The following is an 18,698-nucleotide window of genomic DNA, read 5'->3' as shown; positions in this document are numbered from 1 at the left end:
CCAGTCTTATAGGCGAACCAATTCCACAATTTTCTCAGCCAGTTCTTCAACTGCATCGGCTGTGTAAGTCACATCTGTACCTTCTGCAAGGTCAGTAATCACCACCACACCAGTTTCACGAACAAGTGCAACCTGTTCAGCAGTCAGACCCGCTTTCGCAATCGCAACTACACCTTGTTGGATCAACAGGCTTTCAAGTGCTTGAGCATTTTCCAGTGCTTTTGCAGTTATAGTGACCGCAGCAGGTTTTTGACCTAAACGTGCAGCACGCGCTTCAGCAGTCACAGGCTCGTTGTGTGCAGTCCATTCTACTGCAGCTTCAACCATACCAGCACCAACAGTCACGTTGCTTAAACGGTCGATGAAGATGAATGAACCTGTATAACGGCTGTCTTGATAACGGTCGAATACCACTGGCGCATCAAATTCGATAGTGACGTCAGCAATCGCATTCAGATCAAGCTGCTCTACTTGTAGTTTTTCCAATGTATTGACATTGGTACGATAGTTAATTTTCGCAACTTTCGCTGGGATGGTTTGAGTACCAAGCTTCACGTTATAAAGTTTGCCAACCACTAATGGCTGATCGTTCATCCATACCACAGATGCACGAGCAGAACGTGAAATCAGTGGTTGTTCGCCTGCTTTCACCAACACGTTACCGCGTGAAATATCAATTTCATCGTTCAGTGTTAATGTAATCGCCTGACCTGCAACAGCATGATCCAGATTACCGTCAAAAGTGACAATTTCTTTTACTGTTGATTTCTTGCCAGATGGCAGCGCAACAATTTCATCGCCAACTTTCACTTCACCCAGTGCGATCGTTCCGCAGAAACCACGGAAGTCGAGGTTAGGACGGTTAACGTACTGAACTGGGAACCGGAATTCGTCTTTGCTGGTATTACGTGTAATTTCTACAGTTTCCAAAGTCTCCATTAAGGTCTGACCTTGGTACCACGGCGTATTTGGTGATTTGTTTACAACATTATCACCGTTCAATGCAGAAATTGGCGTGAATACAATATTTTCAGGTTTACGATCGCTCAGCTGATCCACGAACTTGTTGTACTCAGCCTGAATTTCATTGAAGCGTGCTTCAGAGAATTCAACCAAGTCCATTTTGTTCACTGCAACCACAATATTACGAATACCTAGAAGGCTCGCAATAAATGAGTGACGACGTGTTTGAGTCTGAACACCGTAACGCGCATCGATCAGGATAATTGCAAGATCCGCAGTAGACGCACCAGTGGCCATGTTACGAGTGTACTGTTCGTGCCCTGGGGTGTCGGCAATGATGAACTTACGTTTTTCAGTAGAGAAATAACGGTAAGCTACGTCAATGGTAATACCTTGCTCACGTTCAGCTTGCAGACCATCGACAAGCAGCGCCAAGTCAGGTGCATCGCCTGTGGTACCTACTTTTTTAGAGTCACGGGTAACCGCTTGCAGCTGATCTTCATAAATCAGTTTTGAATCATAAAGCAGACGGCCGATCAGGGTTGATTTACCATCATCCACATTACCGCAAGTCAGGAAACGCAATAAGTCTTTATTTTCGTGCTGTTTCAAATAAGCCAAAATGTCTTGGCTAATAAGTTCTGATTGGTGAGACATCGCTCATAGCTCCACAAATACATTGAAATCGGTTTCTTTTAATCCCTCTAAATCTCCCTTTGTTAAGGGAGACTTTTTTCTCCCCTCTTTGAAAAAGAGGGGCCGGGGGAGATTTCTCTTAGAAGTAACCTTCCTGCTTTTTCTTTTCCATCGAACCTGCTTCGTCATGATCGATCATACGGCCTTGACGTTCAGATGTGGTCGCTAAAAGCATTTCCTGGATAATTTCCGGTAAAGTTGTTGCAGTTGATTCAACCGCACCCGTTAATGGGTAACAACCTAAAGTACGGAAACGAACCGATTTCATTTGTGGCACTTCGCCTGGATTCAGGCGCATACGCTCATCATCAACCATGATCAGTGTACCATTACGCTCAACGACTGGACGTTCAGCAGCTAAGTACAATGGAACAAGTTTGATATTTTCTAGGTAGATATATTGCCAGATGTCCAGCTCAGTCCAGTTAGACAGCGGGAATACACGAATACTTTCGCCTTTGTTCACTTTACCATTGTAAAGGTTCCAAAGTTCTGGACGCTGGTTTTTCGGATCCCAACGGTGTTTAGAATCACGGAATGAATAAACACGTTCTTTGGCACGTGATTTTTCTTCGTCACGACGTGCACCACCGAAAGCAGCATCAAACTGATATTTATCCAGTGCCTGTTTCAAGCCTTGGGTTTTCATAATGTCAGTATATTTAGAGCTACCATAGTCGAATGGGTTTACGCCCGCATCACGACCTTCTTTGTTCTGATGCACGATCAGATCAAAGCCATGTTCTTTGGCCATGTTGTCACGGAACTTGATCATGTCTTTGAATTTCCAGCCGGTATCTACATGAAGTAGCGGGAATGGAAGTTTTGCAGGATAAAACGCTTTCAGTGCTAAATGCAGCATGACTGCTGAATCTTTACCGATTGAATAAAGCATAACCGGATTTTCAAACTCGGCAGCAACTTCGCGAATGATGTGAATACTCTCAGCTTCAAGCTGTTTAAGATGAGTAAGTCTTTCCTCATTTAATGACATGGACAACCTGCGTATTACACGTGTACTTATTACACTTTATAAAATTTATATTCATTATAGTGATTAACTTTTCATAACGATTGCTTGTTTTGTGATATTCATATATTAAAACGTCATATAAAAATTCACTAATATCAACTATCAGTTTTTATGAATCTGATAGCTTAGCTAAATAAAGACAATTGATTGTTTAGTCAAAGCACTCTGGAAGATTACTTTTAGCAATGAAATGATATATTAATCATCTAAACGGACAGTTCACATCGTGGTGAAAAAAAATTAGAGTAGGATTAGTTCTTCCAATTTATAAACTATGTATGCCTTATAACGAATTTGATTTAGATACTTTAAAATCCCGTCTGGAACAGGCAAAACTTGCCGGTTTTATTTACCAGCACCAGCAACATATTTTGGTTCTTCAGGAACCCTATACTGAAGATGGCAGTCCTTTAAACATTTATATCCAGCATGAATTGACCGCGGATCAGATTGGCCTGCAGTTTGGCCTGCGTAAGCTGAACGGTCAATGGGAATACCTGCTCGGTATGACTTATAGCAACCAGCAGGCAGGTTACGAAATAGGTGCCGGCAATCTGAGAGGCGATCAAAAAGCTTTCAACCTGCTTTATGCTTTCTATAACTATCCTAAAGCCTTCTTCTTGGTGGCCTTACCTTTGTCTGCAAATACTCAGGCATTGGAACAGGCTCTCGACGAACAACTATTTAATCAGCCTGAACTTAAATTTCTGGAGACTGCAGTAAAAACCAATCCAATGGGCGAACAGGTGCAATGGATGAAGAACTATATCCTGCAACAAGCCCTAGAAATGAAAGTCCGTATCCAGACCGCCATCCTTTAATTCTTTTATACATCTACCTAGGGACAGAAAAGCAAATGTACACAATTGCTTTTCTATTCTTGAGATAAAACCTCAGATTCGCCCACCTATAAAATAGTCGACATTTATTTGCAGCTAAGAAAAGCTCATCACATATTGTTAAATTTTGGATTTTATCAAGCTATCCCGATTGGGATTTTTGTTGTTTTTTGCTTACAATTTTATTAATAACTGTTATCTTTAACAGGGTCATAAAATTTCTATAAAACCATAATTAGAGACAGAAACTCATGTGGGAACTGTTCATTCATCCTTCCAACATTGTATTTAGTATCAGTTTAAGCCTGATGCTGATGTTTGCTGCCTTGGAATGTGTCTTGCTGATGCTGGGAGGTGGTTCCCAGAATATGTTCGAACAATTTCTGCCTGAAGAACCGCTTCATCCGGAAGTAGGTATTGATCAGCAGACCAGCCTGTTCAATAAAGTATTCGACTGGCTTTATCTGGGTCGCCTGCCTCTCTTTATCTGGCTCATTATTTTCCTGACCAGTTATGGTCTGAGCGGTTTATTGATCCAAGGCCTGTTCGAACGATTTACCAGTCAGCTTTTAAATGCATGGATTATTTCCCCTGCCTGTTTATTTTTATGCATGCCGATTGTACGTGGGCTGTCCGTGCTTGCTGCCAAAATTCTGCCTCAGGATGAAACCATCGCGATCTATAGCGATGAACTGATCGGACGAACCGCCACGATTATTCTGGGAGATGCCAAAGCTAACTCCCCTGCTCAGGCCAAAGTTCAGGATCAGCATGGTAAGACCCATTATGTGCTGGTCGAACCTGAACGCAATGAAATATTTAATCAAGGTCAGACAGTGGTTTTGACTCAAAAAACTAAAAATGGCTTTCAGGCTATTGAACTTTAATTAAACCAATTTCCTATAAAAATTAAGCTTGCCCAAAGAGACTTTATAACAATGCTAAATTTTGATTTATATAATGTTTTGATTATTGCGGGGATTATATTCGTTAGCCTTATTACCTTCGGATTAATCATTGCACGTTTATACCGTCGTTCCAGTAAAGAGATTTCCTTTGTACGTACCGGTTGGGGTGGTGAAAAAGTGATTCTAGGTGGTGGGGCTTTGGTGCTACCGGTGCTACATGAAATTATTCCAGTCAATATGAATACCTTGCGTCTGGAAGTCCGTCGTGCCGATGATCAGGCGCTGATTACCCGTGATCGCATGCGTGTCGATGTCATGGCTGAATTCTATGTACGTGTGAAACCAACGGCTGATTCGATTGCTACGGCAGCACAAACTCTTGGTCAAAAGACCATGTCGCCAAATGAATTAAAGAATCTGGTTGAAGGGAAATTTGTCGACTCTTTACGCGCCGTTGCCGCTGAAATGGCCATGGAAGAATTACATGAAAAACGGGTCGACTTCGTACAAAAAGTACAGCAAGTGGTATCTGAAGATCTGCACAAAAATGGTCTGGAACTGGAAACTGTTTCTTTAACTGGCTTAGATCAAACTGGCTTTAAATATTTCAATCCACAAAATGCTTTCGATGCTGAAGGTTTGACCAAACTCACTGAAACGATTGAAGATCGTCGCCGTAAGCGTAATCATATTGAACAGGATACAGATCTGGCCATTAAAGCCAAAAATCTGGAAGCCGAGCAAGCACGTCTACAAATTATCCGTGAAGAAGAATATGCCAAGCTGCAACAGGAACGTGAAATTTCGATTCGCCGCGCTGAACAGTTAGCTGAAATTGCAGCTCAGGAAGCTGCAAAAAAACGTGAAGCGGAAGAAGCTCGTATTGCTGCTGAACGTGAAGTAGAACTGAAACGCATTTTGGCGGCTCGTGATGTTGAAAATGAAAACATTCAGAAAGCCCAGCTTATTCAAAAAGCCCAAGTTGAACAGAAGAAAACTATCGAACTGGCTGAACAGGATCGTGCAATTGCGATTGCAGAAAAATCACGTGCTGAATCTGAAGCCAAAGCTTTAGCTGATCAGGCACGTGCTCAAGCGGTTAAAGCGGAAGAAGAAGTCGTTACTGTCCGTCAGATCCAGCAAGCTGAACGTCAAAAAGCAGTTGAACTGGTTGCAGCCAAAGAACAGGCTGAGAAAGATGCAATTGCCATTACCGTTGCAGCTGAAGCTGGCAAACAGGCAGCAGCTGATGATGCAGAAGCGGTTCGTATTGCCGCTGAAGCCGAAGCTGAAAAAGTTCGCCTGAAAGCTAAAGGTGAAGCGGATGCCAAAGTATTACTTGCTCAAGCGATGGAGAAACAGTATCAAGTCGATGCTGAAGGTACTCGCGCAGTGAATGAAGCAAATAATGTACTGTCATCTGAACAGGTGGAAATGCAAATCCGGCTAGCCATGCTGAAATACTTACCTGAAATCATTCGTGAAAGTGTTAAGCCGATGGAAAACATTGATGACATCAAGATTCTGCAAGTCAATGGCCTACATGGCACATATGCGGGTTCTTGCCAAGCAGATGCCCATCATGAAGGCGGCAATGTTGCCCTCTCCGATCAGGTGGTGAATAGTGCTTTGCGTTATCGTAGCCAGGCACCTTTGATTGATAGCCTGATGAATGAATTAGGCATTCAGGGTGGTGACATCAATGGGATGACTCAAAGCCTGAAAGCTAAAGCTGGTATAGATAACTAAATACTCAATTTTCGACTTATCATTTAGTTAGACTTTAATTTCCTTTTATAGCAATTATAAAAAGCCCTCAATAATGAGGGCTTTTTATCAGCTTAATAAATTAAGCCAAACCTTTTTCTTTCAAAACCTCAAGCATGGTTGAACCCAACTCTGCAGGACTACGTGTATACGCCATTCCCGCGCGTTCAAAAGCTGCAAACTTCTCTTCAGCAGTTCCTTTACCGCCAGAAATGATGGCACCTGCGTGACCCATACGCTTACCTTTCGGCGCTGTTACACCAGCGATATAACCTACCACCGGCTTGGTCACATGCGACTGGATATACTCAGCTGCTTCTTCTTCCGCAGTACCGCCAATTTCACCAATCATGATAATGGCTTCAGTTTGCGGGTCTTCCTGGAACAGTTTCAAGCAATCAATCTGGTTCATGCCTGGAATCGGATCACCACCGATTCCGATACAGGTTGACTGTCCAAGACCTAATTTAGTGGTTTGTGCAACCGCTTCATAAGTCAAAGTACCTGAACGTGAGATAATGCCGATCTTACCTGGCTGATGAATATGACCCGGCATAATCCCGATCTTACACTCGCCTGGCGTAATGATACCCGGACAGTTTGGACCGATCAGACGCGTACCATTACCATTGGTTTCCAGATAACGTTTAGCTTTTAGCATATCCAGTGTTGGTACGCCTTCAGTAATCACAACAATCAGCTCAATACCTGAGTCAACAGCTTCTACAATAGAATCGAGGACAAAAGGTGCAGGCACATAAATCACAGAAGCATCAGCTTGAGTTTCTTGCACCGCTTCACGCATAGTATTAAATACTGGCAGATCCAGATGTGATTGATCACCTTTACCCGGTGTTACTCCACCAACAACTTTAGTGCCGTAGGCAATAGCCTGTTCAGAGTGGAATGTACCGTTCTTGCCTGTAAAGCCTTGGACTAAAACTTTGGTGTCTTTATTAATTAATACGCTCATTGTGATACTCCTTAAGCTTTTACTGCAGCAACAATTTTTTCTGCAGCATCGGCCAAGCCATTTGCAGAAATCAATTTCAAACCAGATTCATCCAGTAACTTGGCACCAAGCTCTGCATTGTTCCCTTCAAGACGAACGACTACAGGTACAGTGACATTTACCTCCTGAACCGCTGCAATAATTGCCTCAGCAATCATGTCACAACGTACAATTCCACCAAAAATATTAATCAAGACACCTTGTACAGAAGAATCTGCCAAGATAATTTTAAATGCTTCGATGACACGCTCTTTGGTTGCACCACCACCTACATCCAGGAAGTTAGCTGGTTGACCACCATAAAGCTTGATAATGTCCATGGTTGCCATCGCAAGACCGGCACCATTGACCATACAACCAATATTACCCTCTAAAGCAACATAGTTCAGGTCAAATTCAGATGCTTTCAGCTCACGCTCATTTTCTTGTGATTTATCACGTAAAGCAACAACTTCAGGCAGACGGTATAGCGCATTTGAATCAATACCGACTTTGGCATCGACACAGAGAATGTCACCATTTTCACGAACAGAGAGTGGGTTAATTTCAAATAAAGCAAAATCATTTTCGACAAAGGCTTGGTAAGCAGCTGTCATGACTTTAACAAATTGATTGATCTGGCTATCTTTTAACTTAAGTGCAAACGCCACTTCACGCGCCTGAAATGGCAATAATCCTACTAAAGGATCAACTTCGACTTTAATGATTTTTTCAGGATTTTCTTCTGCAACTTTTTCAATTTCAACACCACCTTCAGTGGATGCCATGAAAGTAATACGACGGCTAGAACGGTCTACCACTGCACCTAAATAGAGTTCACGCTCGACCGGATACACATCTTCAGACACCAAAATACTATTGACTGGCTGACCATTTGCATCGGTTTGATAGGTCACTAAACGTGAACCAATAATCTGATTGGCATATTCAGCTGCTTCTTCAGCCGACTTTACCACTTTTACCCCACCCGCTTTGCCACGACCACCTGCGTGAACCTGCGCTTTTAATACTGCAAACTTCCCACCAAGCTGCTCAAAAGCATGTACTGTTTCCTCAGCATTGGTAGCAAGAATACCTTCTTGTACAGGCATCCCATATTTTTTTAATAACGCTTTTGCTTGATACTCATGTAAATTCATTGATTAACCTTTTACTACTTATTTGACTTTGTTATTACACGTTTTCCCAATATTTCTTGGTTCACATCAATCAATATTGGTATTTTTGGATCTTAGATTTTACTTATCTTTATTTTTAGATGATTATTCATTCAAAAACAACCACCAAATGTAAAAAGAGCGGCCTGAGCCGCTCTTCGAAGAATTACTTACGCTTACGTTGGATCGCGTGGATCGCACGACCATCGACTGCAAGAGCAGCTTCATGTACCACTTCAGAGAATGTTGGGTGACCGAAAGTCATCAACTGTAGATCTTCAACTGAAGAGACAAACTCAAGTGCGATCATACCTTGGTGAACGATATCAGACGCAGCAGGTCCAATCACGTGCATACCAAGTAGACGGTCAGTTTTTGCATCAGCAACAAACTTCACGAAACCGGCACCTTCACCAGCAGCCAAAGCACGACCATTTACAGCAAAACCGAATTGACCAGTTTTCACTTCATGACCTTTTTCTTTGGCTTGCTCTTCTGTTAAACCTACCCAAGCCGCTTCCGGGTGAGTGTAGATGACAGAAATGATAGTATCGTAGTTCACTTGAGCAGCATGACCGTGGATACGTTCAACAGCCATTACGCCTTCTTCCATTGCTTTATGTGCAAGCATTGGACCACGTACCAAGTCACCGATTGCGTATACGCCTTCAACAGAAGTTGCACACCAGTCGTTTACCTCAACCAGACCGCGCTCAGTCAGTTTGATACCTGAGTCTTCAGCCAATAAACCTTCAGCATAAGCACGACGGCCTACACAAACGATCAGCTTATCGAAAGTCTGTTCTTTGTCTTCGCCGCCCTGGCTGTATTTAACAGTCACTTCACGACCGTTAACTTCAGTACCAGAAACTTTTGCACCAATGCGGATATCAAGACCTTGCTTGGTCAGCAGTTTTTGGTAGTCTTTTGCCAATGCTTTGTCAGCCATTGGCAAGAATGCGTCCATTGCTTCAAATACAACAACTTCCGCACCCAGACGACGCCATACTGAACCAAGTTCAAGACCGATTACACCAGCACCGATCACACCAAGACGTTTAGGCACTTCTGGGAATTCAAGCGCACCAGTTGAGTCTACGATCAGGTCTTGATCTACAGGAGCAACTGGAATATTGACTGGTACAGAACCAGATGCAAGGATGACATATTTAGGCTCTAAAACCTGAGTTTCGCCTTCATGCGGTACGAACTCAACTTTTTTACCAGCAAGTAATTTACCAGTACCTTGTAACCATTCAATGCCATTACCTTTAAGTAACTGCGCAACACCACCAGTCAATTGCTCAACGACTTTGTCTTTACGCGCCAGCATTTTAGACAAATCGAAAGCAACTTCACCCGTTGTAATACCGTGGTCATCTAAATGCTTAACAGTATCTTCATAACGGTGAGAAGAATCTAAAAGTGCTTTAGAAGGAATACAACCTACGTTTAAGCAAGTACCGCCTAAAGAAGGTTTACCTTTATGAATACGTTTTTCGATACACGCAACTTTAAAACCAAGCTGTGCAGCACGAATTGCAGCTTCGTAGCCACCTGGGCCACCACCGATTACAACTAAATCGAATTGTTGAGACATTATTCTCTCCAAAAATGGGCCTAGAGGATCACCCTAAGCCCATGGATTTATTCTTTAGAATTAAAGATCAAGGATCAGACGAGCTGGTTCTTCTAACAATTCTTTGATTGTTACAAGGAAACCTACAGCTTCTTTACCATCGATTAGACGGTGGTCATAAGAAAGCGCTAGGTACATCATTGGCAAGATTTCAACCTGACCATTCACTGCCATAGGACGTTCCTGGATTTTATGCATACCCAGAATCGCAGTTTGTGGAGTGTTCAAGATTGGAGTTGAAAGCAATGAACCGAAAGTACCACCGTTGGTAATTGTGAAAGTACCACCAGTCATGTCTTCAATCGCAAGTTTACCTTCACGCGCTTTACCAGCGTATGCACGGATACCATTTTCAACTTCAGCATAGTTCATACGGTCTGTATCACGAAGTACAGGAACCACTAGACCACGGTCAGAAGAAACTGCTACACCGATGTCATAGTAACCATGGTAAACGATATCATCGCCATCGATAGACGCATTCACTGCTGGATAGCGTTTCAGTGCTTCAGTCGCAGCTTTAACGAAGAATGACATGAAGCCTAGACGCGCACCATGACGTTTTTCAAACGCTTCTTTGTACTGGTTACGCATTTCCATGATTGGTTTCATGTTAACTTCGTTGAACGTAGTCAACATTGCTGTTTCTTGAGTTGCAGCAAGCAGACGTTCAGCAACACGTTTACGCAGACGAGTCATTGGAACGCGTTTTTCAATACGTTCGCCAACCGCAACGCTTAACGGTGCAGCAGCAGGCGCTGCAGGTTTAGACTGATGGTTCGCAACATCTTCTTTAGTAATGCGACCGCCACGACCTGTACCAGATACGTCAGCAGCATTGATACCAGATTCAGTCAATGCTTTACGTACTGCTGGAGCCTGGTCTTGAACCTGTTGACGCTCAACGATCGGTGCATTACCCGCTTCAGTTTTTGCAGCAGCTTGCTCTACTGATGCTTCAGTTTCAGATTGAACTGCTTGAGTTTGAGTTGCGCCAGATACGGCACCCTCTTCAAACTGTGCAATCACTTCAGCAGAAAGCACTGTATCGCCTTCATTTTTAACGATTGATGCAATTGTACCGTCTGCAGGAGCAACAACTTCTAAAACAACTTTATCAGTTTCAATATCACAGATCACTTCATCACGTGATACTGCTTCACCTGGTTGTTTGTGCCAAGTTGCGATCGTACCGTCCGCAACTGACTCTGGAAATACCGGTGCTTTAATTTCGGTTGCCATTATTTAGAATCTCCTGGATTATTCAGCATCGATCGCTAGAGCGTCGTTAACGAGCTGAGCTTGTTGTTTTGCATGCAAGTATGGTGAACCACACGCCGGTGCAGCTGAAGCTTCACGGCCTGCGTAACTAATACGGATTTGTTTGCCCGCTTTCATCACATCGTCATATAAACGAGGCGCGATGAACAACCAAGCACCTTGGTTTTTCGGTTCTTCTTGTGCCCAAACCAGTTCTTTCACGTTTGGATACTGAGCAAGAACTTCTGCAAGACGTGCTTCTGGGTACGGATACAATTGTTCAATACGTACAATTGCAGTGTTGTTCAATTCTTTTTCACGACGTTTTTCAACCAGATCGTAGTAAACCTTACCACCACACAATACCAGACGGGTTACGTCTGCTTTGTTGATGTTATCTACTTCGTCGATCACAGTCTGGAATGTACCGTTAGCCAGTTCTTCCAGGTTAGACACAGCCAACTTGTGACGAAGCAATGATTTAGGTGACATGATGATCATTGGTTTACGGATCGGGCGGATTGCCTGACGACGTAACGCGTGGAAGATCTGTGCAGGTGTAGTTGGAGTCATCACTTGCATATTGTCTTCAGCACATAGCTGCAAGAAACGTTCCAGACGTGCAGATGAATGCTCAGGACCTTGACCTTCGAAGCCGTGTGGCAGAAGCATAGTCAGACCACATACACGTTCCCATTTGGTTTCACCAGATGAGATGAACTGGTCGATCACCACCTGTGCACAGTTTGCAAAGTCACCGAACTGAGCTTCCCAGATGATCAGGCTCTTAGGAAGAGTAGTCGCGTAACCGTATTCAAATGCCAGTACTGCCATTTCAGACAATAAAGAGTCATAGATCGCAACACGCGGTTGGTTCTCTTTGATATGGCAAAGTGGAATATAAGTTGAGCCATCTACCTGGTTATGCAGTTTTGCATGACGGTGTGAGAATGTACCACGACCCACGTCTTCACCAGTTAAACGAACCAGATAACCATCATCTAGCAGTGATGCATAGGCTAGAGTTTCAGCAGCACCCCAGTTCAGCGGCATTTCACCAGTTTGCATTTTCAGACGGTCGTCAATTACTTTAGATACCTGACGCTGCATCACGAAGCCTTCTGGAAGCTCACGCATTTTGCGGCCAAGCTCTTTAAGACGTTCTAGATCGCAAGTAGTATCCCACTCGTCTGTGTATTCATGACCCAAGTACGGTGTCCAGTCTACAAACATTTTTTTGTTCGGTTCTAGAACCAGTGCATTGGCAACATGTTTACCTGCTTCAAGATCAGAACGGTATTGTTCAACCATTTGATCTGCAGTAGCACGATCAAGTACACCTTCTTGAACCAGTTTGTCAGCATAAAGCGTACGAGTGGTCGCTTTTTTGTTGATCACTTGGTACATCATTGGCTGAGTTGCAGCTGGTTCGTCCGCTTCGTTATGACCACGACGACGGTAACAGAACATGTCGATCACAACGTCTTTACGGAAAGTATGACGGAAATCGTGGGCAAGCTGAGCAACAAACAACACAGCTTCAGGATCATCACCATTTACATGGAAGATCGGCGCCTGAATCATTTTCGCGATATCAGTACAGTATTCTGTAGAACGCGCATCACGTGGATCAGATGTGGTGAAACCAACCTGGTTGTTCACTACGATATGAACTGTACCACCTACTGTGTAACCACGAGTCTGTGACATCTGGAAGGTTTCTTGGTTTACGCCCTGACCTGCAAATGCAGCATCACCGTGAACAATGACTGGCAATACGTCATCACCGCCAATGTCTTTACGACGGACTTGACGTGCACGTACAGAACCTTCAACTACAGGTCCAACGATTTCAAGGTGAGATGGGTTAAACGCCAATGCCAAGTGAACTTCACCACCTGGAGTCATTACGTTAGAAGAGAAACCTTGGTGATACTTAACGTCACCAGAACCTTTTTTATGTAGTGATTTACCTTCGAACTCACCAAACAGGTCAGCCGGGTTTTTACCCATGATGTTAACCAGAAGGTTCAGACGACCACGGTGTGGCATACCGATCACGACTTCTTTACAGCCTACAGAACCGGCACGCTGGATCAATTCATTCACCATAGGAATGAAAGATTCACCGCCTTCAACACCAAAACGTTTTGCACCCACGAATTTATTACCGAGGTATTTTTCTAGACCTTCAGCCGCAGTTAAACGTTCAAGAACATGTTTTTTCTGATCAGCACTTAGTCCATATTGACCACGTGCGCTTTCAAGACGTTGCTGGATCCAGCGTTTTTCTTTGGTATCCACGATGTGCATGTATTCAGCACCGATAGAGCTACAGTAAGTCGCTTCCATCGCTTGGACCATTTCGCCCAAAGTCGCTGCTTCCTTACCAATCGCAAGGTTACCGGTATTGAATATAGTGTCCAGATCAGACTGAGTTAAACCGTGCGCAGAAAGATCAAGATCTGGCACAACTTCGCGTTTAGCCAGACCTAATGGATCCAATTTTGCTTTTTGGTGGCCACGGTTACGGTACGCAGCAATCAGCTGTAAAACGCCAATTTGACGACGTTCATGCTCTGAACTAACTGTCGATTGGATAACAGGCTGAATACGGCTTGAATTGCGACCTAAAAGTAGGAATTGCTCACGTACATTGCTGTGTGGTTGATCACCTTTTGGGAATTTATCGAAGTACGCTCTCCAGTCAGCACCCACTGAGTCTGGAGCAGTGAGGTACTGCTCATAAAGTTCTTCAATATACGCTGCACTATCAGCGGAAAGTTCAGTGTCAAGACGCAGAGCGTCAGCAACTTCTTGCATTTGTGGACCCATTTCCTATTGCAAAAACATTTTCAGGATGCTTTTTAAGCAAAACCCAGGATTAGTAATGTCAAATTGATAATTCAACATTAGTCCCCCATAAGGCATAAGCCATGAGGCGTTATCACCACACCAAGAAAATTCTTGATATGTTTAATGAACAATAACGCCCCTCAGCGGCATCATCACTCATTGAATACCCGATCGTGACCGAGCAATTTTTTGCAAATCGACTTAGAAAAAACAAAGATTTAAACTATATTTTTTCTAAAGCGACTTTGACTTACATTTATATACTATTCTCAACCTCTTCCGTGTTTAAAAAATGTACATCGGCCCACACATTTTTTAAATATAGTCTTGTGCTAAATGCTATCACGATCTCGACTAATCAATTGATTTTTTTGACGAGGAACGCATGTTTTTTAGTCAAATACTTCTATCAGAAATTACTCTAACATAGGGAGCTTTAAATGAAAAACACATTCAGCGTAGACCAAAGTCCTACATCTTTTTGATAAACAAAAAGAGAGTAAATCTTCCAATCCACTCCCTTTGCAACTTTGCGTTATATAATAACATTATTGAAAACCTTTTTCAGTCCAGAATTACATCTAAAAATCATAAATACCTCAAACAACATCATAATAGTGCATAAATCCGACCAAAATGTTCTGCAATGATTCATTACCCGATTTGATCATATGAGATACAGCACCAATAACAGCAGTTTTCACGACCACTGTTCGTTTATGGAGCCCTATAAAGCAAAAAGCACACCAAGTGGTGTGCTTTTTGAAAAACTGTTTATTGCAGTCTAAATTAGCCAGCCATATCTAGAAGCATGTTACGGATGTGACCGATTGCTTTAGTAGGGTTCAAGCCTTTAGGACATACAGATACACAGTTCATGATACCTTTACAACGGAACAGAGAGAACGGATCGTCAAGACGAGCCAGACGCTCTTGAGTACCTGTATCACGCGAATCGATGATGAAACGGTATGCATTCAATAATGCTGAAGGACCCAAGAACTTGTCTGGGTTCCACCAGAATGATGGGCATGAAGTTGAACAACATGCACAAAGAATACATTCATACAGACCATTCAAGTGTTCACGTTCTTCAGGAGACTGCAGACGCTCTTTAGGAGGTGCAGGCTGGTTGTTGATCAAGAACGGATGAATCTTGTTGTACTGGTCGTAGAACTGGTTCATGTCAACTACAAGGTCTTTGATTACTGGAAGACCAGGTAGTGGACGAATCGTGATTTCATTTGGTAAATCGTTCAGGTTCCAAAGACACGCCAAACCGTTTTTACCATTAATGTTCACACCATCAGAACCACAGATCCCTTCACGGCATGAACGACGGAATGTCAAAGATTCGTCCTGTACTTTTAATGCAAGAAGCGCATCAAGCAACATACGGTGCTTATCAGTCAGTTCAAGCTTAAAAGTTTGCATATACGGTGCTTTATCCTTATCAGGATCGTAGCGGTAGATATGAAATGTACGAGTACCTCTACTCATCTTTAATCTCCTGATTAGAATGTACGTGGTTTCGGTGGAATTGCATCAACCGAAAGTGGTTTGTAACGCACTGGCTTGTACTCAAGACGGTTATCAGCAGAGAACCACAAGGTGTGTTTCATCCACTCGTCGTCACGACGGCCATATGGATACTCTGGGTGATCTGGTGGTAATTCGAAATCTACCACAGTGTGAGCACCACGACATTCTTTACGTGCAGCAGCTGAAATCAAGGTCGCTTTAGCAACTTCATACAGGTTTTCAACTTCCAGAGCTTCAATACGTGCAGTATTGAATACTTTAGATTTGTCTTTCAAGTGAATGTTGCGAACACGCGGCTCAATTGCAAGAATTTGTTTTACACCTTCTTCAAGCAGCGCAGTTGTACGGAATACACCCGCGTGGTCTTGAACGATGTCACGGATTGCATCAGCAACTTCTTGAGCATTCTCACCAGTTGTTGATTCATCCAGCTTACGAACACGCTTAATTGTGTTTTCAAGCACAGTTGTAGGAAGCGGTTCATACTCATCACCGTGGTGTTTAGTCACGTAGTCGATGATGTGCTGGCCAGCAGCCTTACCAAATACAACCAAATCAAGCAGTGAGTTTGTACCTAAACGGTTTGCACCGTGTACAGATACACATGAACATTCACCGATCGCATAGAAGCCTTTCACTGGTTTCGTGAAGTTGCGACCTTCTTGGTTAGTAGAATAGGTATCAGTATTCTTGTCGTAGTTCGTTACTAGAGCTTCAGATTCTGGAGACTCAGGAACAACTACCTGACCATGAATATTTGTAGGAATACCACCCATTTGGTAATGGATTGTAGGTACTACAGGAATTGGCTCTTTAGTAATGTCAACGTTCGCGAATTTCTTGCCAATCTCGAATACAGATGGCAGACGTTTCATGATGGTGTCAGCACCCAAGTGAGTCATATCAAGAAGGATATAATCACCTTTAGGACCACAACCACGACCTTCTTTGATTTCCTGATCCATAGAACGTGATACGAAGTCACGAGGAGCCAAGTCTTTCAGAGTCGGTGCATAACGTTCCATGAACGGTTCGCCGTCTTTATTACGAAGGATTGCACCTTCACCACGACAACCTTCAGTCAACAGTACGCCTGCGCCCGCAACACCTGTAGGGTGGAATTGCCAGAATTCCATATCTTGTAATGGAATACCTGCACGAGCTGCCATACCAAGACCGTCACCAGTGTTGATATATGCGTTAGTAGATGCACGGTAAACACGACCAGCACCACCTGTAGCGAACAATGTAGCTTTCGCCTGGAATACGGCAATTTTACCAGTTTCCTGATCGATTGCTGTCACACCCAGTACATCACCAGCTTCGTTACGGATCAGGTCAAGCGCGATCCATTCAACAAAGAACTGAGTACCCATTTTCACGTTGCTTTGATAAAGCGTATGAAGAAGAGCGTGACCTGTACGGTCGGCTGCAGCACATGCACGTGGAACTGCTTTTTCACCGTAGTTTGCAGAGTGGCCACCAAATGGACGTTGATAAATCGTACCGTCTGCGTTACGGTCAAATGGCATACCTAAATGTTCTAATTCGTATACCACTTGCGGTGCTTCGCGAGTCATGAACTCGATCGCGTCTTGGTCACCTAACCAGTCAGAACCTTTAACTGTGTCGTAGAAGTGGTAGTGCCAGTTATCTTCTTGCATGTTACCAAGAGATGCACCGATACCACCCTGCGCTGCTACAGTGTGAGAACGTGTTGGGAATACTTTAGTCAGTACCGCAACTTTCAAACCTGCTTGAGCAAGTTGGTAAGAAGCGCGCATACCAGAACCACCACCACCAACGATAACTGCATCGAAAGTTTCGTGTGGAATATTTGTGTAATCTTCTTTAGGGGTTATAGCGCCCATGATTGTTTCCTATCAATTCGCCCAAAAAATCTGGATTGCCCAGATCGCATATGCAAATACAGCAATAATCACTGCTGAAGTCAGTACAAGGCGTAAACCTGATGCTGATGGACCCATTTGACGAGTAGTCACATAGTCAGTGAATACCTGCCACATACCGATCCATGCATGCGCAACAAGAGATAAGACTGCCAACAAAGACATGATCTTCATTGGAACTGTCATCATAAAGCCGTACCATTGCTCGTAGTTGAAGCCACCATTCAGTAGGATCCAACCAAACACCACAACGGTATAAACAGCTAGAACTACAGCACTGATGCGTTGGACAAACCAATCACGAGAACCTGAACCTGTTAAACCAGTAGCACTTTTCATTAGAGTACGATCCATACAAATGCTGCAACAATACCGATTGCAGACAAGATTAATGAAATAGTAGCTGCAGTACGACCGCTTTGCAGTTCTTCTGCAACGCCGATATCTGCAAGTAAGTGCTTAATACCAGTGAACAAATGATAAATTAAGCCGGCTACAAATACCCATACGATAAAGCGGACAAAGAAACCGTTAAAGATTTCCTGCACTTCAGCAAAACCTTCTGCTGAAGACAATGATTTATCCAACAGCCACAAAAGGACCGGTACGAGTAAAAATACGATGACACCTGAAAGACGGTGTAGAATTGATGCAATAGCCACGGGTGATTTTAAGTTTACTTCTAAAACTTGACCCATGGACAAATTGACAGGTCTGTTGCTTTTCACAGCGGGCATCCTGTAGTTAAAAACTCCATCCGGAGTTTGTTGGAATTAATTCGAAGGAAAGCTGGCATTATCAGGCAAATACATGCCTAAACATAAAACGACACTGAATTATAAAACGTGAACTATTAAAATACAAACAACTGTATTTGGCTTTTTGAACAAAAAACCTTTAAATAAGAATCATTAACAACAACTTTAAGTTCTCCCCCACTTACTTTATCTTCATATTCTCATTCTAGATATTTGTTTTTTAATAATTAACTTGATTAATTTAGTCTGTTATCTAGCCAAGCTTCGACTAAGTAGATTTAGACTAAAGATGAACAGCGAAAATATAATTTCGATCCTAAGTCCTTATTAATCCCAAGTAAAATCATAAGGATATATT

14 protein-coding genes are annotated in these 18,698 nt (G+C 43.0%); 3 read left to right on the top strand and 11 right to left on the bottom strand.

The features are described 5' to 3' along the window. Nucleotides 1–6: 6 nt before the first annotated feature. Nucleotides 7–1,620, bottom strand: a complete 1,614-nt coding sequence (gene cysN / locus FTU00_RS04670; protein WP_180179205.1) for a sulfate adenylyltransferase subunit CysN — start codon at nucleotides 1,618–1,620, stop codon at nucleotides 7–9. A gap of 118 nt (nucleotides 1,621–1,738) precedes the next feature. Next, nucleotides 1,739–2,653, bottom strand: a complete 915-nt coding sequence (gene cysD, locus FTU00_RS04665; RefSeq protein ID WP_034170514.1) for a sulfate adenylyltransferase subunit CysD — start codon at nucleotides 2,651–2,653, stop codon at nucleotides 1,739–1,741. 317 nt (nucleotides 2,654–2,970) lie between these two features. Between cysD and FTU00_RS04660 the strand changes: the two genes are divergently transcribed. The 3 genes from FTU00_RS04660 to FTU00_RS04650 all read left to right on the top strand — a co-directional run bounded on the left by FTU00_RS04660 (nucleotide 2,971) and on the right by FTU00_RS04650 (nucleotide 6,188). Continuing rightward, nucleotides 2,971–3,513 (top strand): hypothetical protein, encoded by a 543-nt coding sequence (locus FTU00_RS04660; RefSeq protein ID WP_180179204.1) that lies wholly within the window; start codon nucleotides 2,971–2,973, stop codon nucleotides 3,511–3,513. Between the two features lie 269 nt (nucleotides 3,514–3,782). Then, complete coding sequence (locus tag FTU00_RS04655) at nucleotides 3,783–4,418, top strand: YqiJ family protein (protein WP_180179203.1); 636 nt, start codon at nucleotides 3,783–3,785, stop codon at nucleotides 4,416–4,418. 51 nt (nucleotides 4,419–4,469) lie between these two features. Next, nucleotides 4,470–6,188: a flotillin family protein gene (locus tag FTU00_RS04650; protein WP_180179202.1), complete on the top strand. Its 1,719-nt coding sequence runs from the start codon at nucleotides 4,470–4,472 to the stop codon at nucleotides 6,186–6,188. 100 nt (nucleotides 6,189–6,288) lie between these two features. Here FTU00_RS04650 and sucD read toward each other — a convergent pair whose 3' ends face one another. The 9 genes from sucD to sdhC form a co-directional block, all read right to left on the bottom strand. Beyond that, on the bottom strand, nucleotides 6,289–7,179 hold the full coding sequence (sucD, locus tag FTU00_RS04645) for a succinate--CoA ligase subunit alpha (RefSeq protein WP_180179201.1): 891 nt from the start codon (nucleotides 7,177–7,179) through the stop codon (nucleotides 6,289–6,291). Nucleotides 7,180–7,190: 11 nt separating this feature from the next. Next, nucleotides 7,191–8,357, bottom strand: coding sequence for an ADP-forming succinate--CoA ligase subunit beta (gene sucC, locus FTU00_RS04640; RefSeq protein WP_180179200.1), 1,167 nt, complete (start codon nucleotides 8,355–8,357; stop codon nucleotides 7,191–7,193). A gap of 184 nt (nucleotides 8,358–8,541) precedes the next feature. Further along, on the bottom strand, nucleotides 8,542–9,975 hold the full coding sequence (gene lpdA / locus FTU00_RS04635) for a dihydrolipoyl dehydrogenase (protein ID WP_004782973.1): 1,434 nt from the start codon (nucleotides 9,973–9,975) through the stop codon (nucleotides 8,542–8,544). Between the two features lie 60 nt (nucleotides 9,976–10,035). Continuing rightward, entirely contained in the window at nucleotides 10,036–11,256 is a 1,221-nt protein-coding gene (gene odhB, locus FTU00_RS04630) for a 2-oxoglutarate dehydrogenase complex dihydrolipoyllysine-residue succinyltransferase (RefSeq protein ID WP_005234619.1), read from the bottom strand. Between the two features lie 18 nt (nucleotides 11,257–11,274). Further along, on the bottom strand, nucleotides 11,275–14,097 hold the full coding sequence (locus FTU00_RS04625) for a 2-oxoglutarate dehydrogenase E1 component (RefSeq protein WP_005234618.1): 2,823 nt from the start codon (nucleotides 14,095–14,097) through the stop codon (nucleotides 11,275–11,277). Between the two features lie 822 nt (nucleotides 14,098–14,919). Beyond that, nucleotides 14,920–15,630: a succinate dehydrogenase iron-sulfur subunit gene (locus FTU00_RS04620; protein ID WP_004782977.1), complete on the bottom strand. Its 711-nt coding sequence runs from the start codon at nucleotides 15,628–15,630 to the stop codon at nucleotides 14,920–14,922. A gap of 14 nt (nucleotides 15,631–15,644) precedes the next feature. Further along, nucleotides 15,645–17,543, bottom strand: coding sequence for an FAD-binding protein (locus FTU00_RS04615; RefSeq protein WP_004782979.1), 1,899 nt, complete (start codon nucleotides 17,541–17,543; stop codon nucleotides 15,645–15,647). 12 nt (nucleotides 17,544–17,555) lie between these two features. Further along, a complete protein-coding gene (gene sdhD / locus FTU00_RS04610; RefSeq protein ID WP_004782980.1) occupies nucleotides 17,556–17,921 on the bottom strand; it encodes a succinate dehydrogenase, hydrophobic membrane anchor protein in 366 nt (121 codons plus the stop codon). Beyond that, a complete protein-coding gene (gene sdhC / locus FTU00_RS04605) occupies nucleotides 17,921–18,319 on the bottom strand; it encodes a succinate dehydrogenase, cytochrome b556 subunit (RefSeq protein WP_034705238.1) in 399 nt (132 codons plus the stop codon). The genes sdhD and sdhC overlap by 1 nt, the downstream gene beginning before the upstream one ends. Between the last annotated feature and the right edge of the window lie 379 nt (nucleotides 18,320–18,698).

Source organism: Acinetobacter sp. YH12041, assembly GCF_013419975.1.
In the GTDB taxonomy this organism is placed as follows: domain Bacteria; phylum Pseudomonadota; class Gammaproteobacteria; order Pseudomonadales; family Moraxellaceae; genus Acinetobacter.
The sequence above is the reverse complement of the archived record's forward strand: the minus strand, read 5'-3'. Positions and strand labels throughout refer to the sequence as shown.